This is a genomic window from Kribbella sp. NPDC058245 (genome assembly GCF_042882005.1).
Classification (GTDB): domain Bacteria; phylum Actinomycetota; class Actinomycetes; order Propionibacteriales; family Kribbellaceae; genus Kribbella.
On record NZ_JBHVWY010000022.1, the window covers coordinates 43,677 to 65,264 of the forward strand.

The following is a 21,588-nucleotide window of genomic DNA, read 5'->3' on the forward strand; positions in this document are numbered from 1 at the left end:
CATGCAGGTAGAACAAGTCGCCGGTATCGCCGGTGCATTGATCTTCCGGCCGACGCCGCATGTCGACGAGCGCGGGTTCTTCTCGCGCACGTTCGACCGCGACGTCGTGAAGCAGGCCGGTCTCGATCCCGACGCGTTCGTCCAGGACAGCATCTCCCGGTCGCGCCGCGGCGTCGTACGGGGCATGCACATCCGGGCGGGCGCGGGCGAGGCCAAGCTTGTGCGGTGCTCGTACGGCGCGGTGCTCGACGTGGTCGTGGACCTGCGCCCGGACTCACCGACGTACCGGCAGCGCGAGACCTTCGACCTGACCGGCGAGAACCAGGTCACGGTCTACGTACCGGCCGGGTGCGCGCACGGGTTCCAGGCGCTCACCGAGCCGGCTGACGTGTCGTACCGGATCGACCGGGCGCACGACCCGTCCGAGGACGTCTCGATCCGTTGGGACGACCCGGATCTCGACATCCACTGGCCGCTGCCGGTCACGCTCATGTCCGAGCGCGACCTCGCGGCACCTTCCCTGGCCGAGGCCATTGCGAGGCTGACATGACCAAGTCGTTTGAGAAGTCGATCGCGGCCAACGCCCGGCTGCACAAGGCGATCCCCGGCGGCGCGCACACCTACGCCAAGGGTGACGACCAGTATCCCGAGGACATGGCGCCGGTGATCGAGCGCGGCCTCGGCGCCCACGTCTGGGATGTCGACGGGAACGAATACATCGAGTACGGCGCCGGCCTGCGGGCGGTCAGCCTCGGCCACGCCCATCCGCGTGTCATCGAGGCGGTACGGCGTGAGCTCGACCGCGGCAGCAACTTCATCCGGCCGAGCATCATCGAGGCGGACGCGGCCGAGCGGTTCCTCGCGTCAGTTCCCACGGCCGACATGGTCAAGTTCACGAAGAACGGTTCCGACGCCACGACCGCCGCGGTGAAGCTGGCCCGCGCGATCACCGGCCGGACCAAGGTCGCGATCTGCTCCGACCACGCGTTCTTCTCCACCGACGACTGGTTCATCACCCGGACCCCGATGGCCGCCGGTATCCCGGACGCGATCGGCGACCTGACGGTGGCCTTCCCGTACGGCGACCTGGCCGCGACCGAGGAGTTGCTCCGCCGGTACGACGGTGAGATCGCCTGCCTGATCCTGGAGGCCGCGACCCAGCAGGAGCCGCCGGCCGGCTACCTGGAGGGTCTGCGCGACCTCGTGCACTCGTACGGCGCCTTGCTGGTCTTCGACGAGATGATCACCGGCTTCCGCTTCTCCGAGGCCGGCGCTCAGGGCATGTACGGCGTGACGCCGGACCTGTCCACCTTCGGCAAGGCACTCGGCAACGGGTTCGCCGTGTCGGCGCTGGCGGGCAAGCGCGAGTTCATGGAGCGCGGCGGTCTGCGCGACACCAATGAGCGCGTCTTCCTGTTGTCGACCACGCATGGCGCCGAGACGCATTCACTCGCCGCCGCGATGGCCGTCATGGACGTGTACGCCGAAGAGGGCATCGCCGTGCGGTTGCACGAGCGCGGTGAGAAGCTCGCGGCCGGCGTACAGGAGGTCGCGTTGGCGGCTGGTGTCGAGGACCACGTGCTCGTTCGCGGTCGGGCGAGCAACCTGGTCTTCGCGACCCTGGACGAAAGCTTCGCACCTTCGCAGCCGTACCGGACGCTGTTCCTGCGCGAACTGCTCCTCGGTGGGGTGATCGGCCCGTCCTTCGTGGTGAGCAGCGCGCTCACCGACGCCGACATCGACAAGACCGTCGACGTGGTGGCCCAGGCCTGCACCGTCTACCGCAAAGCCCTTGAGGCACAGGACGTCTCAGCCTTCCTGCCGGGCCGACCAGTTCAGCCCGTTTTCCGCAAGTTCGCTTGAAGGAGCAGCGTGAGTTCGAAGTTGTCAGTGGCGCGCCGGTGGGCACTCATCTGCCTGGCGGCGTTCCTGGCGTTGGCGGTGTTCGTCACCCTCGAACCGACCGACAGCTTCGACCGCACGCTGCGCGAAGTGTTCCGACCCGATGACGTCTGGGGGCCGTGGCAGCTGGTCTTCGGCAACGTCGTCGACGGTGCCGGCCCACCGGTCGCCCTCGCCGCGCTCGCGGTGGCCGGTGTGGTCGCATCGGTACGGCGGAAGTCGTGGTGGCCGCTCTTCTACGTCGGCCGGCTCGCCGTGGTGACCGTGCTGATCACGCAGGTCGCCAAAGCCGTGTTCAGCCGGCCGGATCCGCACAACGACGTCGGCATGTTCAACGGTTCGTACCCGTCCGGCCACATGGTCATCCTGCTCAGTTGCCTGGGCGGGATTCTGTTCGTCTGGCGGCAGCGTCCACCGCTCTGGGCCTGGTGGCTCGTGCTGGTGGCCGAGCTGACCATGGGCTTCTCGCTGCTGCTGCTGTCCATGCACTGGTTCACCGACGTGATCGGCGGCGGACTGCTCGCCGTGACGATCGTCGTCGTCGCGGCATCGCCGCGGTTCCTTCGTCCGGTGCACCGGACACAAGCCAACGCCGTCGACTCGGTTGGGAGCCCGACATGACGTACCCCAGACTCAGCATCGGCCTACCGGTCTACAACGGCGAGGAGTACCTCGCGCAGTCGCTGGACGCGGTGCTCGGCCAGACGTACACCGACTTCGAGCTGGTCCTGTCCAGCAACGCGTCCACCGACAGCACGGACGACATCTGCCGGGACTACGCCGCGCGCGACGAGCGGATCACGTTCTACCGCCAGGACCACAACGTCGGGGCCGCACCGCACCATGACTTCGTCTTCCAGAAGAGTCACGGCGAACTGTTCAAGTGGGCCTCCGGTGACGACCTGTGGGGTCGCGACTTGGTTGCCAAGTGCATCGAGTTGCTGGACGCGAACCCGGATGCCGTCCTGACGCACACCTACACCGCGGCGATCGACGGCGAGGACAACGTCATCCAGGCGCTGAAGTACCCGCTGCACACCGATGCGCCGGAGGCGCCTGAGCGGCTGCGGAGCCAGCTGCGCGACGCCGACCTGCCGGGCGCCATCCAGGCGGACGACTTCTACGGCGTGATCCGGTCCGACGTGCTGCGCAAGGTTAAGCCGCACGGCAGCTTCTACCACGCCGACCAGGTGTTCATGGCCGAGCTGGTGCTGCACGGCCGCTTCCTCCAGGTGCCGGAGTGGCTGTACTTCCGCCGGCATCACGACGGCCGTGCCCTCCAGGCGAACCCGACGATCAGCAGTTGGTCGCGCAACCTGGACCCGAAGCGTTCCAACAAGCTCATCCACCCGCCGGTCCGGCTGGTCGCCGAGTACATCCTTGGCTACTACGCCGCCGTACGACGGTCGCCGCTGAGCGCGGCGGACAAGCAGGCGTGCAACCGGCACATCCGCGACTGGCTGACCAGCCGCGTCACCCGTCGCCTGCCGGGTGCAGAGCGGCCGGAGCCGATCCAGCACTTCGGTGCGATCGACACCTTGTCGGTCCAGGCCGTCGTCGCCGGATCCGAGGGACGCTGACGTGCGGATCGGATTGTTCGGCCGCCTCGGCTCGGGGAACATCGGCAACGATGCCACCCTCGAAGCCGTCCTGGCCTATCTCAAAGCCGAGCGGCCGGACGCGGAGCTCGACAGCCTGTGCTCCGGACCGGAGCGAGTCACCGAACGGTACGGCGTACCGGCGGCGCAGTTGGGTTGGCTGGACGGCTCAGGACCGGTCACCGGTCCGACGCCGGTCCGCCTGGCGCTGACGCTGGCGCGACTCGTGCTGGGTTCGGTGATCGACACCTGGCAGATCGCCAACTGGGTACGGCGTCATGACGTCGTGATCGTGCCGGGGATGGGCGTCCTGGAGTCGACGCTGCCGCAGCGGCCGTGGGAGCTGCCCTGGGGGCAGTTCGTGATGTCCCTTGCTGGCAAGGTCTTCCGGGTCAAGGTCGCGTTCGTCAGTGTGGGCGCGAATGTGGTCCGACAGCGCGCCACCGGATGGTTGCTGACCAAGTCCGCCAAGCTGGCGTACTACCGGTCGTTCCGTGATGAGCAGTCGCTCGGCGCCGCGCAGAAGATGCGGATGGCCGGACCGTCCGATCACGTCTTCCCCGACCTCGTCTTCGCCCTGCCGTCGCCACCGGTGCCGACGGGCGACTCCATCGGTGTGGGCGTGATGGCGTACTCCGGAGGCACGGAAGACCGGGCTGATGCCGAGCGCATCCAGGAGTCCTACACGGCCGAGATGACGCGGTTCGTCGAGCGTCTCCTGGCGGACGGTCGGAGCATCCGGCTGCTGATCGGCGATGAGGCCGACGAGGCCGTCGCCCTGGACGTGCTGGCTCGAGTCCAGTCTGCGCGCGTGGTGTACGAATCGTTCACCTCCGCCGACGAGCTGATGAACCAGCTCGGCACGGTCGACACCGTGGTCGGCACCCGCTTCCACACCGTGCTGTTCGGGCTGAAGCTCGGCAAGCCCACCATCGCGATCGGCTACGGCCGCAAGCACCTCGCGCTGATGGAGCAGTTGGGCGTCGAGGAGTGGTTCCAGGACATCCGGGCCCTCGACGCCGACCGTCTGTACACGCAGTTCGTGGCGTTGCAGGGTGAGCGCGATCAGGTGGTCAGCACCATCGACCAACGCCTGCAGGTGATTCGTGATCGGCTGGACGAGCAGTTCGCCGAGCTGAACGCCGTACTGTTCGGAGGACGCTCGTGAGCCGGGTCAACGTCGTACGGCGACAGGTCCTTGGCCGGCTGAGCTGGGGGATCGCCGATCAGGCGGTGTCGAGTCTCGGCAACTTCCTGCTCGGCGTCTTCGTCGCCCGCCTGATGGGCGCCGCGAGCCTCGGCGCGCTCGGCCTGGCGTTCGTCGCCTACGCCATCGCGCTGAACTGCTCGCGCGCCTTGTCCACGGACGCGGTGATGGTTCGCTTCAGTGCCGCGGGCAAGGAGAACTGGCGCGACGCCGTTTCGGCTGCGGGCGGTGTGGCCTTGATGGTCGGCGCGGTGACCGGTGCGATCTGTGTCGTGCTCGGACTCGTGCTCAAGCACGTCACCCCTGGCTCGGAGGCCGGTGCCGCGTTCATTGCCCTGGGCATCGTTTTGCCAGGGTTGATGTTCCAGGACAGCTGGCGCTCGGCGTTCTTCGCCGCCGGTGAAGGTCACAAGACCTTCCTCAACGACACGGTGTGGAGTGTCTTGATGGTCGCCGTCCTGGCGGCCGGCTACGCCGCGAACATGCGCGGCATCACCTTTGCCTTGCTCGTGTTCGGCGGTACGGCGTGGATCGCGGGACTGTTCGGGATCTGGCAAGCACGGATCATGCCGCGGCCGGCGCTCGCGATCGGCTGGCTGCGCAAGCACCGGGACCTGGGTGCACGGTTCCTGGTGGAGAACGTCGTACTGGGTGCCGGTGGTCAGATCCGGGCGCTCGTCGTCGCCGCGACCGGCGGCTTGGCGGCGGCCGGTGCGATCCGTGGTGCGGAGATGGTGATCGGTCCGGTGGCCGCGCTGCTGATGGGGGTCGGCCAGGTAGCGGTTCCGGAGGCGGCCCGGGCGTTGATCCGCGGGCAGCGAGCCTTGCTGCGTCTCGGTGCTGTGCTGAGTGTGGGGTTGGCGACGGTCGCCCTGGCGTGGGGAGTGACCGTGATCCTGACCTTCCCGCTGGGGATCGGACGGTTGGTGCTCGGCGACGTCTGGACCGAGGCACGTGGCCTGGTGCTGGGCGTCGTCATCAGTTGTGCGGCGGGTTGCACCCAAGTGGGTCCGTCCGCCGCCCTGCGTGCACTGGGTCGCGCCGACCTGACGATGCAGTGCCAGATCGTGGTGACCACTTTGTTCGTCGGTATGGCGACCGCCGGTGCCGTGCTGTGGGGCGCCCACGGCGCGGTTTGGGGGACGGCGATCTCGTCGATCCTCGGCGGCGCGATCTGGTGGAGCCGGTTGCTGAAGGCGCAGCACGCACACTTCGCGGCAGCGAACCTGGAGCCTGAAGGAGCGCCGGCATGAGTGAGGTGGTCATCGCGACGCTGATGCGGCTCGAGGGGCCGTCCGGTCTGCAGAGCCACGTCCGCACCTTTGACACCTATCTCCAGGATCAGCACGAGCCGGTGACGGTGGTCAGCCCGTTCTCCGCACGGTCGCCGTTCGTGCTGCCGATCTTCGCGGCCCGCATCGGCGTCCGGCGGATCAGCAAGCCGGCTGCCATCCGCTGGCACGAGTACTGGCACGCGCACTACCTCGAAGCAGCCTTGCGCAGGCACCTGTCCGCGCGGCCGGATGCCGTCATCTACGCCCAGTGCCCGATCAGCGCCGGGGTCGCGCTGCGCGTCCGCACCACCCAGCCGGTGGTGATGGTCGCCCACCTGAACATCTCCCAGGCCGACGAGTGGGCCGACAAGGGCGAGATTCCACGGGACGGCGCGCTGTTCCGGGCGATCCGCGACCATGAGGCCGACGTACTGAGCCGGCTGGACGGGATCGTCTACGTCTCCGGATTCAACAAGTCACAGCTCGAAGAGCGGATCCCGGCGCTGCGGAAGGTGCCGAACGAGGTCATCCCCAATCCCGTGCCGGACAGCACGCAGTCGGCCGCCGCGACCGTCGTCGCGGACCTGGTCACCGTCGGCGGCCTCGAACCGCGGAAGAACCACAGCCACCTGCTCCGGATCCTCGGTGCCGCCGCGGATCGCGGGCACCGGTACACGCTCTCCATCGTGGGCGACGGTCCCGAGCGTGGTGCGTTGCAGAAGCAGGCGGCCGACCTGGGGATCACGGACCTGGTCCGGTTCCTCGGCTACCAGTCCGACCCGCGGCCGATCCTGCGGCAGCACCAGGTCTACTGCCACACCGCCACGATGGAGAGTTTCGGCATCGTGCTCGTCGAGGCGATGGCCGAAGGTCTTCCGGTTCTGACGGCTCCCGTCGGCGGGATCCCGGACGTCGTCCAGCCGGGCGTCGAGGGCCTGTACTGGCCCCTCGACGACGCGGCTGCGGGCGCCGATGTCCTGATCGGGTTGATGTGGGACCCCGCTGCCAGGTCCCGGATGGCCGCCGCGGCCCGCACCCGCTTCGAGAGCGACTTCGCCGCTGAGGTGGTCGGCCGCCGGCTGCACACCTTCTTGCAGCAGACAGAGCTCAGTACGACCGCGCCGGTGCGAAGCGAGCGATCGGGTTCGTGAGGTTCCCGGCGAACTGGAGTGCGCCGGCGGGGTCCTGAAGGTCGAGCATCTGCTGGTTGTTGCGCAGTTGCAGCCGGTTCAGGCAGGAGAGCTCGAACTCCTCAGCGAACAAGTCGTCTGCAGCGAAGCGGTCGGCGAGCTCGGGTGCCGACTCCTGGTAGTCGCGGATGCAGGCGGCGACGGTCGCGAAGAATTCGTCCTGCGACAGCACGCCCTCGGTGTGCAGGGTCGCCGACAGGAAGCGGAAGAAGCAGTCCACGACGTCGGTGAAGATCGACAGCACCCGCATCTCCTGCGGCACCTCGGCCTGGATTCGGTCCACACCCGGCGGCAGCTTGACCGCGGTGTTCAGCACTGCCACCTCTTCGCCGATGTCCTTCATGATCACCCGCTGTACGGCGCCTGCCTCGTCCAGCACCAGAATGACGTTCTCACCGTGCGGCATGAAGACGAGGTCATGCCCGTAGTAGCACTGCAGCAACGGGACCAGGTACGCATCGAGGTACTGACGCAGCCACTCGTTCGCCGGTAGTCCCGACTTGGTGATCAATGCGCCCGCGAACGAGGCACCGTCCTGGTCAACGTGCAGTAGCGACGCCATGGTGGCCAGCCGCTCACCCGTCTGCAGTTGCGGGATCGGGCTCTCTCGCCAGAGCGCAGCGAGCATCTTCAGGTACGGCGACCCCTTGGCGCACGCCTTGAGGTACTGCTCGTGGTGATACCCGATCGCGGCCTGCTCGCGCAGTACCGAAACCTTGGTCCGTCCCAGGACCTCATCACCCGCGACCAGGTCCGCGACCCAGTCGTTGATGGCAGGCGTGTCCCGCATGTACTCCGACGACAGTCCGCGCAGGAAGCCCATGTTCAGCACGGACATAGCGGTCTTCACGTAGCGGCGGTGCGGCGCGGACGTGTTGAAGAACGTGCGGATCGACTGCTGGGCCTGGTAGCCGTCGGCACTCTCGCCGAGCAGGACAAGGTTGCGCTTGGCAAGCTCACCGGCGAACGTCACTGCAAGCCGGTTCGCCCACTGCCACGGGTGCACCGGGATCAGCAGGAAGTCCGCCAGGTCGAGGCCGCGCTCGGCCAGCGTCCCCTTGAACCGGGCCAGGGTCTCCGGCCCGAGCTCTTCGGAGAGCAGCGTGTCGTAGTCGAGGTCGGCGCAGCTGGAGAACGTCGCCAGCTCTCGCCGCGCGGCCAGCCAGATCAGTCGCACCGGCGCACCCGCCTCGGGCGCATAGGCGTGGTACTCGTCGATGCTGAAGCCGATCCGGCCGTTGTTGGCCACGAAACAGGGATGCCCCTCGGTCATCCCGCGCTCGATCGCCTGGAAGTCCGCTGCGGCCAGCTCGGCGGCCGACGTCCGCGGTCCGGCGAGTTTGAACGCCGTACTGGCCAGTGTGCTCGTGATCTCTTCCAGGTACGTCGGCAGGACCTCGGCGCTGAGGCCGAGGGTCTCGCGCAGCTCGATCACGAAGTCGAGCATGTCGAGAGGCAGCGCCTTGCCGTCGCGAGTGCGGTTGATGCTGTCGGCAACGACTGCCCAGTGGTTCAGCTGCAGGAGCTCCGCCGCGAAGCCGTACTCGGTCTGGCCGTCGTCGCTGGACACGACGTACCGGCCCGGGCTGCTCTCCGCCGGGGTCAGCAGCCGCTCGTGGCTGAACTCGGCGAGAGCCTTGCGGACGAGCAGGCGGTTGGCGTGGTCCCAACGCTCGGGGGTGAGGTGGTCTGTGGTGCTCATGCTGCTCCTCGCTTGGTCAGATACTGATCGCGCGTACATACGGACAGCAGGGCTGTCTTGCCGGGCAGTGCTACCTCGCCGAGAACCTCGAAGCCGACCGCCGCATTCAGCGCGTGGACAGCCGTGTTGCGGACATCGGGCTCGACCACAACCCGCCGTACCGACGGATCAGCGAACAGCGACTCCATCACCGTGGTGATCACCGCGCGGGTGAAGCCGTGCACGGGTCGCGTCGTCGGCGCGGTCAGGAAGTGCATGCCGACGTCACCAGGCTTGTGCGCGTAGTGCGCCCCGAGCTCGCCGTGTGGGTCGTACCGCTCGACGAGGAAGTCGGGCGTGCCGTTGCGCAGCCCGAGGAACGCCTGGTGGGTCGGGTGCGCCGCGATCGACTGCGACTCCTTCAGTACGTCGTCCCGGCTCGCGTCCTGCATCATCCAGTACGACGCCTTCGGGTCGGTCACCCAGTGATGGAGCAGCTCGTTGTCGCCGACCGGGTCGACCGGGCGCAGGGCGAACTCACCCAGCACCGGGTCGTCGTACCGGAAGACGATGTCGTCGGTGCGCGCCGTCATGACCGAACCGCCGCCAGCGGCGCTCGGTCGGCGGCCGGGGCACCGAACTCCTGGAAGGCGATCGACCGCTCGATCGGGTAGTACTCGCGCCCCAGCAGATCGCGGATGATCCACGAGTTGCGGTACGCCGCCATCCCGAGGTCCGGCGCGACGAAGCCGTGGGTGTGCAGCTCCGCGTTCTGCACGTAGATCGCGCCGCCTGACCGGTCGATCCGGTAGTCCCGCCGTACGGCGAAGCGACCGGCCTCGTCGAAGTCGAGGTGCTCGCGGATCGCGTCGAGGAAGGCCGGCACATGCTGCGAGTAGCCGGTGGCCAGCACCAATGCGTTGGAACGCAGGCTGAACTCGGTGTCCTGCTCCTCCTGGTGCAGGTCGAGCGTGAACGTGTCGGTGCCGGCGTCGTACTCGGCACCGGTCAACGCGGTGCAGGTGAGCAAACGCGTGCGGCAGGGCCCGGCGAGGTTCTTCTGGTAGAGCAGATCGAAGATGTCGTCGATCAGGTCGGCGTTGATGCCCTTGTAGAGATTCTTCTGCGACTTGTTCAGCCGGTCGCGGGTGCCGGCCGGCAGCGCGTGGAAGTAGTCGGTGTACTCCGGCGACGTCATCTCCAGCGTGAGCTTGGTGTACTCCAGCGGGAAGAACCGCGGCGACCGCGTGATCCAGGTCAGCTCGTAGCCGTAGGTGTCGATGTCGCTCAGCAGGTCGTAGTAGATCTCGGCCGCGCTCTGGCCGCTGCCGAGCACGGTGATCCGCTCCTTGGTCTGCAACGCGGCCTTGCGCGGCAGATATGCGCTGGAGTGCGCGATCTCGCCGGGCAGCTCGCGGCACGCCTCGGGGATGAAAGGGGGAGTGCCGGTCCCGAGCACCAGCCGCCGGCCCCGGTACGTCGTGATCTCGCCACTGCCGATCGCCCGAGCCTGCACGTGGTAGACGTCGTCGACGTACTCGACCGAGACGACCTCCTGGCCGAACCGGATCGTGTCGAGCTTGGAGGCTGCCCATTGGCAGTAGTCGACGTACTCGCTGCGCAGCGGGAAGAACTTCTCCCGGATGTAGAACGAGTACAGCCGGCCGGACTCCTTGAGGTAGGCCAGGAAGGACAGCGGCGAGGTCGGATCGGCCAGGCTGACCAGGTCGGCCAGGAACGGCGTCTGCAGGGTGGCGGACTCCAGCATCATGCCGGGGTGCCAGTCGATCCCGGGTTTGCGTTCGAGGAAGACTCCGGACAGGTCCTCGATCGGCGCCGTGAGGCAGGCCAGACCGAGGTTGAACGGGCCGACGCCGATCCCGACGAAGTCGAGGACCTCGGGGCGCATGACTTCAGCCTCAGGCTCAGCAGGCTGCAGGGACAAGGGTTTCTCCGAGGTAGTCGCGGGCGTGGGCGGCGATCAGGTCGAGGACATCGGCGATGTCGTCGAGCGTGGTCGCCGGATTCAGCAGGGTGAACTTCAGGTAGTGCCGGCCGTCGACGACCGTGCCGGCCACGACGGCCTCGCCGGAGGCGGCCAGCGCCTTGCGGGCGTGCCGGTTGGCCAGGTCGATCTCCGCGTCCGTGTAACCACCGGTGGCCGGCAGATAGCGGAAGACGAGCGTGCTCAGCCGGGGCCGCACCAGCACCTCGTAGCGGCGGTCGGCGTCGAGGAGCGTCCAGGCATCGGCGGCCCGGTCGATCACCTCGTCGAAGAGCTGACCGATCGCGTCGGCGCCCATCGTCCGCAGCGTCAGCCACAGCTTCAGTGCATCGAACCGGCGCGTGGTCTGGATGCTCTTGTCCACCTGGTTCGGGATCTGCTCCGCCCGGGTGTGCGCCGGGTTGAGGTAATCCGCGTGGTAGGTGACATGACGCAGTACGTCGGCCTCGCGGACGATCAACGCACTTGCGGAGACCGGCTGGAAGAACGACTTGTGGTAGTCGACGGTCACCGAGTCGGCGGCCTCGATCCCGGCGAGCAGGTGCCGCCGACGCGAGACCAGCAGGCCGCAGCCGTAGGCCGCATCGACGTGCATCCAGACGCCGGCCTCCGCGCAGATCGCTCCGATCCGCGGGAGTGGATCGATGCTGCCGAAGTCCGTCGTACCGGCGGTGGCGACGACTGCCATCACGACCTCGCCGCGAGCACGGCAGCCGTCGATCGCCTCCTGCAGCGCGACCGTCGACATCCGCTTGTCCGCGTCACAGGCGACCTCGATCACCGCGTCCGTGCCCAGGCCGAGCATCGTCGCGGCCTTGGTCACGCTGAAGTGCCCGCAGGACGAGGCGAGAATCCGCAACCGGGACAGCTCCGCTCCGGTCTCCTCCTGCACGTGTTGCCGGGCGAGCAACATCGCCTGCAGGTTGGACTGGGTGCCGCCGCTGGTGAAGACACCGTCGGCCGACAGGCCGAACCCGATCCGGGCGGCCGTCCAGTCGACGAGCCGGCGCTCGATCAGCGTGCCACCCGCGCTCTGGTCCCAGGTGTCCATCGAGGAGTTGATCGCGGACAGCACGGTCTCCCCGACGAGCGCCGGGATGACGATCGGGCAGTTCAGATGTGCGAGGTAGCGCGGATGGTCGAAGTAGACCGCGTCGCGCAGGTACACCTCGCCCAGCTCGTCCAGGGCGGCCGAGGTATCGCCGAGCGGGGCGTCCAGGTCGATCGCGTCGATCTCCTTGGCCAGCTGCTGCGGCGTCGTACCGGTGAAGGGTCTCTGGTTGGTTCCGATCCGGTCGGCGACGACCTCGACAGCCGCACCGACGAGTTCGCGGTAACGCTGGGCGTTCTGCTCGTTGAGCAGGTGGGTCGTAAGGGAGAGCTGACGGGGATCCGCAGAGGTTGCGGTCATCGCTCTTTTTCCTCCTGAGGGAGAGCAGGGGCCTGAGCGATGATTAGGTTAGGCTTCCCTTACTGCGCGCGTCCATTCAATGTTGGCTGGCTCACGTCCTGGGCGGCCCCGGAGTCTGCCCCAGCTGCTGCCCGATGGGGCTGTGCAAGTTCTCTGCAACGGTTCCGCGTCGATGGTCGCCCTACCTCGCGGCGCGTAGTAACCTGCCGTGACTCGCCGTCAACGAGCGGGTGAATTTTTAGGAGTGAGGAAACCAGGATTTCACCGTCACTTAGTGCGGTGATCACCGTTTGACAGGTATGACGCGCAGACACGAGGAAGCGGAGTGAGCGGAGCTGAGGCGCCGGACGCGGTCGACGGCCGTCGTCCGTTCTGGGTCGTTCCGCACGAGGTCCCCGCGATCGTTCCGCGCTCGTCGCGCTCGACCGAACCCCGCTGGGTCGGGGTGTACCGGTGGGCTGCCGTCGGTGGTGACTTCCTGGCCGCGATGCTCGGTGTCTTCGTCGCCCTGCTGGCCCGGTTCGGTTCCGGGGTCGGCAGTGGGTACCTGATCGTGAGTGCGTTGCTGCCGCTGGCCTGGGTGGCCGCGGTCGCGCTGTCCAAGGGCTACGACCCCCGGTACTTCGGAACCGGGCCGGACGAGTTCCGTTCGCTGCTGCGGTCCGGGGTCGGCCTCACCGCGGCCGTGGCGATGGCGTCGTACGTGACGAAGACCGAGATCGCGCGCGGCTTCGTCGTACTGGCGATTCCGGTGATGTGCGCGTCCGCGCTGTTCCTGCGCTATGCGCTGCGCAAGGACCTGCACCGGCACCGGGTCCGAGGCCGTTGTATGCATCGGGTTCTGGTGGTCGGGCACAGTGGCCCGGCCGCAACCTTGTGTGAGCACCTCGAGAGCCGCCCGACGGACGGTTTCCGGGTCGTGGCGACCTGCCGGCCGCGCGACGAGAAGGACGCCGAAGGGCCGTTGCAGGCTGACGAACTGGATGAGGCGGACATCGTGGCCGCCGCCGACCGGCATGCGGTCGACGTCGTTGCCATCTCCACCGACCCTGAGCTGGTCGGGCACTCGCTGCGCCGGTTGTCCTGGGCGCTGGAGCAGCGCGGCATCGAGCTCATCGTCTCGCCCGGCATCATCGAGGTGGCCGGGCCGCGGATCTCGGTCCGCCCGGTCGCGGGTCTGTCACTGCTGCATCTGGAGCGGCCGTCGGTCAGCGGCGGACCGCACCTGATCAAGGCCGTCTTCGACCGCGTCGTCGCGCTCGGCATGATCGTCCTGCTGGCGCCGCTGCTGATCGGCCTGGCCATTGCCGTGCGGCTGTCCAGCCCGGGGCCGGTGCTGTTCCGGCAGCAGCGCGTCGGGCGGGCCGGTGCCGAGTTCACGATGCTCAAGTTCCGCAGCATGTACTCGGACGCGGAGCAGCGGCTCGGCGACCTCTACGCGCTGAGCGACGGCAACGGCGTGATCTTCAAGATGCGCGACGATCCCCGGATGACCCCGCTGGGCCGCTGGATCCGGCGCTTCTCGCTCGACGAGCTGCCGCAGCTGTTCAACGTCGTCCGCGGTGACATGTCGATGGTCGGCCCGCGCCCGCCGCTGTCGGAGGAGGTCGCGCTGTACGCCGCCGACGACTCCCGCCGGATGCTGGTCAAGCCCGGCATCACCGGCCTGTGGCAGGTCAGCGGCCGCAGCGACCTGTCCTGGGACGAGTCGGTCCGGCTGGACCTGCGCTACGTCGACAACTGGTCGATGACCCTTGATCTGCTGGTTCTCTGGAAGACCGTGCGTGCGGTGATCTACGGCGCGGGAGCGTACTGATGGACCTTAACGCGACCGTTTATGTGGCAGGGCACCGTGGCCTTGTCGGCTCCGCCATCTGGCGGCGGCTGGAGGCGGCCGGGTTCACCCGGCTGATCGGTGCGACTTCATCCGAACTGGACCTGCGGGATCGCGCTGCGACGTTCGCTTTCTTTGCCGAGCACAAGCCTGACGTGGTGATCGATGCGGCGGCTCGGGTGGGCGGGATTCTGGCGAATCGGGATCACCCGACGGAGTTCCTGAGTGACAACTTGCGGATCCAGGTCAATCTGATGGACGCGGCTCTCGAGGTGCGGACGCCGCGGTTGCTGTTTTTGGGGTCGTCGTGCATTTACCCGAAGTACGCCGAGCAGCCGATTCGTGAGTCGAGTCTGCTGACTGGTGTGTTGGAGCCGACCAATGATGCGTATGCGATCGCGAAGATCGCGGGGATTATGCAGGTGCAGGCGGTTCGGCGGCAGTACGGGTTGCGGTGGATCTCGGCGATGCCGACGAATCTGTACGGGCCGAACGACAACTTCGATCTGACGTCGTCGCATGTGTTGCCGGCGTTGATCCGCCGGTTCCACGACGCGAAGGTCGCGGGTGCGTCGGAGGTGGTGTTGTGGGGGACGGGGACTCCGCGCCGGGAGTTCTTGCACGTGGACGATCTGGCGGATGCGTGTCTGCATCTGCTGGAGCATTACGACGAGCCGGAGCCGATCAATGTCGGTGTCGGCGACGATGTCACGATCCAGGAGCTGGCCGCTCTGGTTGCCCGGGTTGTCGGGTATGAAGGGGCCATCAGCAACGACTTGTCCAAGCCGGACGGGACGCCGCGCAAGCTGCTCGATGTGAGCCGGTTGCGGGCGTCGGGGTGGAAGCCGACCATCGACCTCTCTGACGGAGTGGCCGCCACCTACGCCTGGTACTTGGAGCACGCTGCGTGACACAAACACCGAAGAAAGCCTTCATCACCGGGATCACCGGGCAGGACGGGTCGTATCTGGCGGAGTTGTTGCTGGCCAAGGGCTATGAGGTGCATGGTCTGATCCGGCGGGCGTCGACGTTCAACACCAAGCGGATCGACCACCTGTATGAGGATCCGCACCAGAGTGATCAGCGGTTGTTCCTGCATTACGGGGATCTGACCGACGGGTCGCGGCTGGTGACGTTGCTGGCCTCGATCCGGCCGGTCGAGGTGTATCACCTGGCGGCGCAGTCGCATGTGCGGGTGTCGTTCGACGAGCCCGAATACACCGGTGACACGACCGGGATGGGCACGACGCGGCTGCTCGAGGCGATCCGGATGATCGGGCTGGATTGCCGGTTCTATCAGGCGTCGTCGTCGGAGATGTTCGGTGCGACGCCACCGCCGCAGAACGAGTCGACCCCGTTCTACCCGCGCTCGCCGTACGGGGCGGCGAAGCTTTACGGGTACTGGATGACGCGGAACTACCGCGAGGCCTACGAGATGTTCGCGGTGAACGGGATTCTGTTCAATCACGAGTCGCCGCGGCGTGGTGAGACGTTCGTGACGCGCAAGATCACCCGGGCGGTGGCCGCGATCAAGCTCGGCAAACAGGACCGGCTGTATCTGGGCAACCTGTCGGCCTGCCGGGACTGGGGCTATGCCCCGGAGTACGTCGAGGGCATGTGGCGGATGCTGCAGGCCGACACTCCCGACGACTACGTGATCGCGACCGGTACGTCGTACTCGGTGCGAGACTTCGTGTCCTTGGCCTTCGACCATGTCGGGCTGGACTGGGAAGACTACGTCGACCACGACTCCCGCTACGAACGCCCGACCGAGGTCGACTCCCTCATCGGGGACGCGTCCAAGGCCAACACCGAACTGGGCTGGAAGGCCCAGACACATGTACCCGAGATGGTTCGCATCATGGTCGACGCGGATCTGGCCATGCTGACTCCGGAGGACGACCGATGACCGACTTGGAAGCCCCTGCGACCGCAGCGGATCGAGTCGACGTACTCGGCATCCACATCAGCGTGACGAATCTCGACGACACCGTTGCGACGTTCGAGCGCTGGATCGACAACGGCGAACGGCAGTTGGTCTGCGTCACCGACATGAACGCGCTGCTGCACGCGCGGGCGGATGACCGGCTGACGGCGGTCTACAACACGGCCGGGCTCGTCGTACCGGATGGCATGCCGTTGGTCTGGGCCGGCAAGAAGGCCGGCTTCGAGCAGATGGATCGAGTGGCCGGGCCGGACCTGCTGGAGCGGGTGATGGCCGAGGCTGCGGATCGTGGCTGGACGCAGTACTTCTACGGCGGTGCCGAGGATGTTGCCGACGAGCTGCGGATGACGTTCCAGGAACGGCACCCGGCGCTCAAGGTGATGGGGGTCGAGTGCCCGCCGTACCGGGCGCTGACCGAGGCGGAGGACGCCGAGACGATGGACCGGATGAACTCGGCGCGGCCGGACATCATCTGGGTCGGACTCGGTGCTCCGAAGCAGGAGCGCTGGATGGCCGAGCACCGTGAGCAGCTGAACGCGGCGATCCTCGTCGGCGTCGGGGCTGCCTTCGACTTCCACACCGGTCGGTTGGACCGTGCACCGCTGTGGATGCAGCGTGCTGGGCTGGAGTGGAGCTATCGGTTGTACAAGGAGCCGCGGCGGCTCTGGAAGCGCTATCTGATTGGCATCCCGCGTTTCGTGTTCGGCATCCTGCGCCGCCCGCCTCGCGCTGTCTAGAGTGCGGTAGGTGAGGATCCGGCGGCCGAAGCTCAGCCGACTGGCCGGACCGGCCGGTCGTGCCGGTTGGGGGTTGGCCGATCAGGCGCTGTCCAGCCTGAGCAATCTGGCGGTCGGTCTGGTCGTCGCACGCTCGAGCTCGGTCGCCGACTTCGGTGTGTATGCACTGGCGTTCGGTGGCTACACGATCGCGCTCAACGTCTCCCGAGCGGTCGCCACCGAGCCCCTGTCGGTCCGCCACTCCGGTGACCGCACTCCGGCGTGGGAACGCGCGGTGCGAGCCAGTACGGCGACCGCGGTGCTGGTCGGGTTCCTCGGCCTCGTGGTCGCGCTGGCGATCGCGCTGTTCCCGGGCGTGCCGTCCAGGGGTGTTCTGATCGCCTTCGCGGTCACGATGCCCGGCCTGTTGCTGCAGGATGCCTGGCGCTGGGCGTTCTTCGTGATCGGGGAGGGGCAGAAGGCCTTCCTGAACGACCTGATCTGGCTGGTCGCCATGCTCGCGATCTTCGGCGGGCTGTACCTGACCGGCACCGCCTCCGCGTTCTCGCTCACCTTGGCCTGGGGGCTCGGCGCGGTGATCGCCGCGGTGGCCGGCCGTTTCCAGGCCGGCTTCGCCCCGCGCCGGCAGCTGATCCGGGAATGGGTACACCAGAACTGGGACCTGACCCCGAAGTACGTCGGTGAGCTGCTCGCCGTCTCCGGCACGATCCAGGTCTACATGCTCGGGATCACCGCGGCGGCCGGACTGGTCGCGACCGCGGGAATCCGGGGCGCCCAGGTTCTGCTCGGGCCGGTGAACGTGCTCAACCAGGGCATCCGGATGATCTCGGTCCCCGAAGCGACCCGAGCGCTGGCGCACTCCTACCGCCGGCTGTGGCTGGTGGGTCTGGCCATCTCACTCGGTGTGGGAGCCGGCGCCTTCGGGTGGGGCGCGGTCTTCCTGCTGCTGCCACCGGCCGTCGGCCGGGAGCTGCTCGGTCCCGGGGTCTGGGCGCAGGCCCACGTCGTACTGGTCCCGGTCATCCTGCTCCAGGCGCTCGGTGCCTCGAACGCGGGTGCCTTCGCCATTTTGCGAGCCTTGGCGGCCGCCTCGCGTGGTCTGGGCGTCCGGCTGGTCTCGTCGGTCGTCCTGATTGTCTGCGGCGTCGGGGGCGCCTACCTGGGCGGTCCCGAGGGCGCCGCCTGGGGGTTGGCTGGCGCATCCTTCTGCACCTTGCTGCTCTGGTGGTCCCAGGCCCGCAGAGCGATCACCGCCCATCGCCGGGCAGCAGGTCAGCGACCGCATCCGGCGTGATGGCCTTGCCGCGGATCTGCGCGGCCAGGGTGATCGTGATCGACGCGGCGGTCTTCCAGAGCCGCGACTCCGGCTGGTGGTGGCCGATCAGCAACGCGGCCAGGAACGCCGTACCGGCGAGGACCGTTCCGACCAGCTGGAGGGCTCGGCGCGAGCTGCGTGTCATACCAACAGCATCGCCGGACGACGGCCCGCGGAACATCCGCCGTCGGACTCAACTTCGCCGACGAAAGTAGTCCCACGGTATGACACACGACCGAGCCCCCGGTCAGGTCGACCGGGGGCTCGGAGGTGCCGTGCCTACTACTTGACCGTGATGGTGGCGTAGCCGCCGCGAACGGTGTTGTGCCCGTCGTAGACCTCGATGCGGTACATCTGCGAACCGACCGGTGCGGCCGGGTCGGTCAGCGTGACGGTCGGCCGGCTCCAGAAGGTCGAGTTGGCGGTCGTGGTGGCCACGACCGTGTTCGTCGATCCCCGCAGCAGCCGGTAGGTGAGCGTGACGTCGTCGTTGTCGAGTGACGTCTGCACGGTCGCCTTGACCTGCTTGGTCACCGCGTTGGACAGCGTCGGCAGCGCCGGGCCGAGCGGTACGGCGCCGTTCCCGAGGCCGGTGAACCGGGTCAGACCCTGCTGGCCGGCACCGTTCACCGTGGTGAAGTCGCCACCCACCCACAGGTCGCTGCCACCGGTGGTCGAGACGAGCGGGCCCACCTGCGTCGGTGCGGCGGCGTTGGTGTTCGGGAACCAGGACCCGATCTTGCCGTCGGCCGGGTTCTGCAGCAGCAGGTAGTGGTTGCCGTAGCCCTCCGGGAAGGACGGACCGGCCGTGGCGGCGCCACAGTCGTGGGCGTGCGACCCCTTGAACAGCCAGCCCTGCACCATCGTGATCGCCTCGGTGGCACCCAGGCAGGTGTTCCGCCAGACCAAGTTGCCGGTGGCAACGTTGGCGGCCCAGGTGCCGTCGAAGCAGCCGCCGCCGTCACCGGCATTGGCGAAGTACACGGTGGTGCCGACCGTCTCGATGTCCTTGACCCGGCTCTTGCAGGTCGAGGTCGGGGCCGGTACGGCGGAGGCCGCGGAGAACGGCAGGATCGCGCCGGTCGAGTTGTTCACACTGGCCACTGCCCACCGGCTGGTGGTGCCGACCTTCGTGAACGTTCCGCCCAGGTAGACCTTGGAGTTGTCGTCGGCCGCGTCGATCGCGTACACGTCGGAGTCCAGGTTCGGATTCCACGGCTGCAGCGTGCCGTCGACCGTGCTGATCGCTGCCGCGCGGTTGCGGGCGACGCCGTTCACCAGCCCGAACGAACCACCGAGGTACAGGCTGTTGCCGCCGATGGCGAGCGCCTTCACCCGGTAGGACACGCTGGGCTTGATGTTCGCGATCAGGGCGCCGGTGGTGCTGTCGAAGGCGGCCAGCCGGTTCCGGGTGACACCGTCGACCTTGGTGAAGTCACCGCCGACGTAGATCTTGGTGCCGTCGGCCGAGGCGACGATCGACCAGACGATGCCGTTCAGGACGTGGTTGAAGGTGGTGTCGAGCGCGCCGGTGGTCGCGTTGAACGCGGCCAGGTAGGTCCGGCTGGTCTGGCTGGCACCTGGAGCGGCGCCGGGCGGACGGACGTTCAGGAAGCGGCCACCGACGAACGCCTTGTTCTTGGCGACGGCCAGTCCGAGCACACTCGCGTCGGTCTGCCAGGCCGTGGCCGGCAGCGCGGTGAGCGGACCGGCGGTGGTGACGGCGGTTTGGGCGGGCTGCAGGGCGACCAGGAGCCCGGCGACGCCGAGCCCGGCCGCGCTGAGCGCAGCGATAAGTTTCCTCACTTTTATGAACCCCCCTTGGGTTCACTGTAAGTCGGGCCGCCCCGTGCGGCCTATGGGTAGATCGGGCAGAAGAAAGAGAGCGGGGACCGGCGGGCGGCCGGTGGGCGAAGACGAAGGGTCCGCCCGGTTGGGCAGACCCTTAGTTCTAGTGCACCTTCACGGATGCTGTCGAGCTTTTGACGGTGTTCCTGTCGTCGGTGACTTCAATTCGATATCCGACGGTCTGGCCGGACTTCACGCCCGTGTCGGTGACCGTGTAGGACTTCCGTGAATCCCAGTAGTACGAGTTGTACTTGTAGGAGCCGATCCGGGTGTTCCCGCGGAAGACGTTGTACGTCAGCGTGATGTTGTCGAGGTCGTAGACATCGGTGAACTTGATCGTGACCTTGGCCGTGCCGGCCGTCAGAGCGGGCGCCTTCGGTACGGCGGGGAACGCGCCGCCCGGTGCGCTGCTGAACCGGGTGAGCCCCTGCTGGGGTTTGCCGGCGACGTGCAGGAAGTCGCCACCGGCCCACAGGCCGGTGCTGTCGCCGGCGAAGGCCAGCGGACCGACCTTCGTGGTGCTGTTCTGGTCGGCGTCGGTGTTCGGGAACCAGGGGCCGATCTTGCCGTTGGCAACGCTCTGGGTGAGCAGGAAGTGCGTGCCGGTCCCGTCGCCGAACGAGCCGTCCTGGCTGCAGTCGTGGGCGTGCGAGCCCTTGTAGAGCCAGCCGTCGATGACCTTCAGCGCCTCGTTGGCGCCCAGGCACTTGCTCTGCCAGACCAGCTTGCCGGAGGTCGAGTCGGCGGCGATGATCCCGTCGTAGCAGCCCTGCCCGTCACCGCCGTTGCCGACGAAGACCCGGTTGGCGGAAGTGGTGATCACCTTGACCCGGGTGGTGCAGTCCCAGTCCGGCTTCGGGATCAGCGCCGCGGCCGGCATCGAGAGGGCGGCACCAGTGGTGCTGTTCACCATGGCGAGCGAGTAGTGGTCGCGGCTGTTGATCGTCTCGAACGGGCCGCCGACGAACACCCGGGTGCCGTCCGCGGAAGTGGCGACGGCGTACACGTCGTCGTCAGCGTTCGGGTTCCACTTGAGCAGGGCGCCCGTGCTGAGCGTGACCGCACCCAGCCGGTTGCGGACCGTGGTGCCGATCTTGGTGAACGCACCGCCCAGGAAGACACTGTTGCCGTAGATGGCCAGTGCCTTGACCCGGGCCGAGACCACCGGGGCCCAGGAGGCAGCCAGTTGGCCGGTGGCCACGCTGAACTTGGCGATCTTGCTGCGCTTGACGCCGTTCACGGTGGTGAAGTCACCGCCGAGCACCACCCACTTGCCGTCCGGGCTGGTGGCGATGCTGTAGACAGCGCCGTTCAGCTTCGGGGCGAAGGTGGTCGGGGCGCCGGTGGTTTTGTTGAACGCGGCAACGTACGTGCGCACGGACTCCCGCACGCCTTTGGCCGCGCCCGGCGGACGGATCCTGGTGAAGAGGCCACCGGCGTAGACGGTGTTGCCGGCGATCGCCAGCGCGTTCACGCTGCTGTTCGTCTGCCAGGCCGTCTGGCGCACGGCCGAGACCGCGGAGCCGAAGCCCTTCGAAGCGGCCTGAACAGGAGGGCCGGAGGGAATCAGCGCCGCGGCGACGACCGCCGCGGCGGTGACGACGGCCAGAACTAGCTTCTTCATCAAGTTCCTTTGACTGG

General features: G+C 67.7%; 19 protein-coding genes. 12 read left to right on the forward strand and 7 right to left on the reverse strand.

What is annotated here, in order from left to right; genetic code table 11:
- Window position 1: 1 nt before the first annotated feature.
- From rfbC to ACFVWG_RS37425, 7 genes are read left to right on the forward strand one after another with little or no spacing between them, the layout of a single operon-like run.
- Window positions 2–550: a dTDP-4-dehydrorhamnose 3,5-epimerase gene (gene rfbC, locus ACFVWG_RS37395; RefSeq protein ID WP_391548234.1), complete on the forward strand. Its 549-nt coding sequence runs from the start codon at window positions 2–4 to the stop codon at window positions 548–550.
- Window positions 547–1,863 (forward strand): glutamate-1-semialdehyde 2,1-aminomutase, encoded by a 1,317-nt coding sequence (locus ACFVWG_RS37400; protein ID WP_391548235.1) that lies wholly within the window; start codon window positions 547–549, stop codon window positions 1,861–1,863. Before rfbC ends, ACFVWG_RS37400 begins: the two co-directional genes overlap by 4 nt.
- Before the next feature lie 9 nt (window positions 1,864–1,872).
- A complete protein-coding gene (locus ACFVWG_RS37405; protein WP_391548236.1) occupies window positions 1,873–2,523 on the forward strand; it encodes a phosphatase PAP2 family protein in 651 nt (216 codons plus the stop codon).
- A complete protein-coding gene (locus ACFVWG_RS37410; protein ID WP_391548237.1) occupies window positions 2,520–3,482 on the forward strand; it encodes a glycosyltransferase family 2 protein in 963 nt (320 codons plus the stop codon). Before ACFVWG_RS37405 ends, ACFVWG_RS37410 begins: the two co-directional genes overlap by 4 nt.
- A 1-nt stretch (window position 3,483) precedes the next feature.
- Window positions 3,484–4,668, forward strand: a complete 1,185-nt coding sequence (locus ACFVWG_RS37415; protein WP_391548238.1) for a polysaccharide pyruvyl transferase family protein — start codon at window positions 3,484–3,486, stop codon at window positions 4,666–4,668.
- Entirely contained in the window at window positions 4,665–5,960 is a 1,296-nt protein-coding gene (locus tag ACFVWG_RS37420; protein ID WP_391548239.1) for a hypothetical protein, read from the forward strand. The genes ACFVWG_RS37415 and ACFVWG_RS37420 overlap by 4 nt, the downstream gene beginning before the upstream one ends.
- Entirely contained in the window at window positions 5,957–7,132 is a 1,176-nt protein-coding gene (locus tag ACFVWG_RS37425; protein ID WP_391548240.1) for a glycosyltransferase, read from the forward strand. The genes ACFVWG_RS37420 and ACFVWG_RS37425 overlap by 4 nt, the downstream gene beginning before the upstream one ends.
- Here the strand turns inward: ACFVWG_RS37425 and ACFVWG_RS37430 are convergent.
- The 4 genes from ACFVWG_RS37430 to ACFVWG_RS37445 are packed head-to-tail and all read right to left on the reverse strand — an operon-like array spanning window position 7,089 to window position 12,268.
- Complete coding sequence (locus tag ACFVWG_RS37430) at window positions 7,089–8,873, reverse strand: IucA/IucC family protein (protein ID WP_391548241.1); 1,785 nt, start codon at window positions 8,871–8,873, stop codon at window positions 7,089–7,091. The two genes, ACFVWG_RS37425 and ACFVWG_RS37430, sit on opposite strands and share 44 nt — an antisense overlap.
- Window positions 8,870–9,445, reverse strand: a complete 576-nt coding sequence (locus ACFVWG_RS37435; RefSeq protein ID WP_391548242.1) for a GNAT family N-acetyltransferase — start codon at window positions 9,443–9,445, stop codon at window positions 8,870–8,872. The genes ACFVWG_RS37430 and ACFVWG_RS37435 overlap by 4 nt, the downstream gene beginning before the upstream one ends.
- On the reverse strand, window positions 9,442–10,761 hold the full coding sequence (locus ACFVWG_RS37440; protein ID WP_391548243.1) for a lysine N(6)-hydroxylase/L-ornithine N(5)-oxygenase family protein: 1,320 nt from the start codon (window positions 10,759–10,761) through the stop codon (window positions 9,442–9,444). Before ACFVWG_RS37440 ends, ACFVWG_RS37435 begins: the two co-directional genes overlap by 4 nt.
- Before the next feature lie 16 nt (window positions 10,762–10,777).
- The gene (locus ACFVWG_RS37445; protein ID WP_391548244.1) at window positions 10,778–12,268 is read right to left on the reverse strand and encodes a pyridoxal phosphate-dependent decarboxylase family protein; all 1,491 of its coding nucleotides are present in this window, start codon (window positions 12,266–12,268) and stop codon (window positions 10,778–10,780) included.
- A 325-nt stretch (window positions 12,269–12,593) separates the two neighbouring features.
- Between ACFVWG_RS37445 and ACFVWG_RS37450 the strand changes: the two genes are divergently transcribed.
- From ACFVWG_RS37450 to ACFVWG_RS37470, 5 genes are read left to right on the forward strand one after another with little or no spacing between them, the layout of a single operon-like run.
- Window positions 12,594–14,084, forward strand: coding sequence for a sugar transferase (locus tag ACFVWG_RS37450; RefSeq protein WP_391548245.1), 1,491 nt, complete (start codon window positions 12,594–12,596; stop codon window positions 14,082–14,084).
- Window positions 14,084–15,013 carry a GDP-L-fucose synthase family protein gene (locus tag ACFVWG_RS37455; RefSeq protein WP_391548246.1) on the forward strand — a complete coding sequence of 310 codons (930 nt, stop codon included), beginning with the start codon at window positions 14,084–14,086 and terminating at the stop codon, window positions 15,011–15,013. Before ACFVWG_RS37450 ends, ACFVWG_RS37455 begins: the two co-directional genes overlap by 1 nt.
- Window positions 15,010–16,011 (forward strand): GDP-mannose 4,6-dehydratase, encoded by a 1,002-nt coding sequence (gene gmd / locus ACFVWG_RS37460; protein ID WP_391548247.1) that lies wholly within the window; start codon window positions 15,010–15,012, stop codon window positions 16,009–16,011. The genes ACFVWG_RS37455 and gmd overlap by 4 nt, the downstream gene beginning before the upstream one ends.
- On the forward strand, window positions 16,008–16,784 hold the full coding sequence (locus ACFVWG_RS37465; RefSeq protein WP_391548248.1) for a WecB/TagA/CpsF family glycosyltransferase: 777 nt from the start codon (window positions 16,008–16,010) through the stop codon (window positions 16,782–16,784). Before gmd ends, ACFVWG_RS37465 begins: the two co-directional genes overlap by 4 nt.
- Before the next feature lie 10 nt (window positions 16,785–16,794).
- Window positions 16,795–18,078: a hypothetical protein gene (locus ACFVWG_RS37470; protein WP_391548249.1), complete on the forward strand. Its 1,284-nt coding sequence runs from the start codon at window positions 16,795–16,797 to the stop codon at window positions 18,076–18,078.
- Here the strand turns inward: ACFVWG_RS37470 and ACFVWG_RS37475 are convergent.
- The 3 genes from ACFVWG_RS37475 to ACFVWG_RS37485 all read right to left on the reverse strand — a co-directional run bounded on the left by ACFVWG_RS37475 (window position 18,032) and on the right by ACFVWG_RS37485 (window position 21,571).
- A complete protein-coding gene (locus ACFVWG_RS37475; protein WP_391548250.1) occupies window positions 18,032–18,244 on the reverse strand; it encodes a hypothetical protein in 213 nt (70 codons plus the stop codon). The two genes, ACFVWG_RS37470 and ACFVWG_RS37475, sit on opposite strands and share 47 nt — an antisense overlap.
- Before the next feature lie 137 nt (window positions 18,245–18,381).
- Window positions 18,382–19,905: a fibronectin type III domain-containing protein gene (locus ACFVWG_RS37480; protein ID WP_391548251.1), complete on the reverse strand. Its 1,524-nt coding sequence runs from the start codon at window positions 19,903–19,905 to the stop codon at window positions 18,382–18,384.
- A 145-nt stretch (window positions 19,906–20,050) separates the two neighbouring features.
- Complete coding sequence (locus tag ACFVWG_RS37485) at window positions 20,051–21,571, reverse strand: fibronectin type III domain-containing protein (protein WP_391548252.1); 1,521 nt, start codon at window positions 21,569–21,571, stop codon at window positions 20,051–20,053.
- Window positions 21,572–21,588: the final 17 nt, after the last annotated feature.

Excerpts from the sequence above, each read along its gene's own strand:
- ACFVWG_RS37410 (WP_391548237.1), top strand. The coding sequence starts at position 2,520 with ATGACGTACCCCAGACTCAGCATCGGCCTACCGGTCTACAACGGCGAG.
- rfbC (WP_391548234.1), top strand. The coding sequence starts at position 2 with ATGCAGGTAGAACAAGTCGCCGGTATCGCCGGTGCATTGATCTTCCGG.
- ACFVWG_RS37400 (WP_391548235.1), top strand. The coding sequence starts at position 547 with ATGACCAAGTCGTTTGAGAAGTCGATCGCGGCCAACGCCCGGCTGCAC.
- ACFVWG_RS37425 (WP_391548240.1), top strand. The coding sequence starts at position 5,957 with ATGAGTGAGGTGGTCATCGCGACGCTGATGCGGCTCGAGGGGCCGTCC.
- ACFVWG_RS37465 (WP_391548248.1), top strand. The coding sequence starts at position 16,008 with ATGACCGACTTGGAAGCCCCTGCGACCGCAGCGGATCGAGTCGACGTA.
- ACFVWG_RS37430 (WP_391548241.1), bottom strand. The coding sequence starts at position 8,873 with ATGAGCACCACAGACCACCTCACCCCCGAGCGTTGGGACCACGCCAAC.
- ACFVWG_RS37440 (WP_391548243.1), bottom strand. The coding sequence starts at position 10,761 with ATGCGCCCCGAGGTCCTCGACTTCGTCGGGATCGGCGTCGGCCCGTTC.
- ACFVWG_RS37445 (WP_391548244.1), bottom strand. The coding sequence starts at position 12,268 with ATGACCGCAACCTCTGCGGATCCCCGTCAGCTCTCCCTTACGACCCAC.
- ACFVWG_RS37475 (WP_391548250.1), bottom strand. The coding sequence starts at position 18,244 with ATGACACGCAGCTCGCGCCGAGCCCTCCAGCTGGTCGGAACGGTCCTC.
- ACFVWG_RS37435 (WP_391548242.1), bottom strand. The coding sequence starts at position 9,445 with ATGACGGCGCGCACCGACGACATCGTCTTCCGGTACGACGACCCGGTG.
- ACFVWG_RS37485 (WP_391548252.1), bottom strand. The coding sequence starts at position 21,571 with ATGAAGAAGCTAGTTCTGGCCGTCGTCACCGCCGCGGCGGTCGTCGCC.
- ACFVWG_RS37455 (WP_391548246.1), top strand. The coding sequence starts at position 14,084 with ATGGACCTTAACGCGACCGTTTATGTGGCAGGGCACCGTGGCCTTGTC.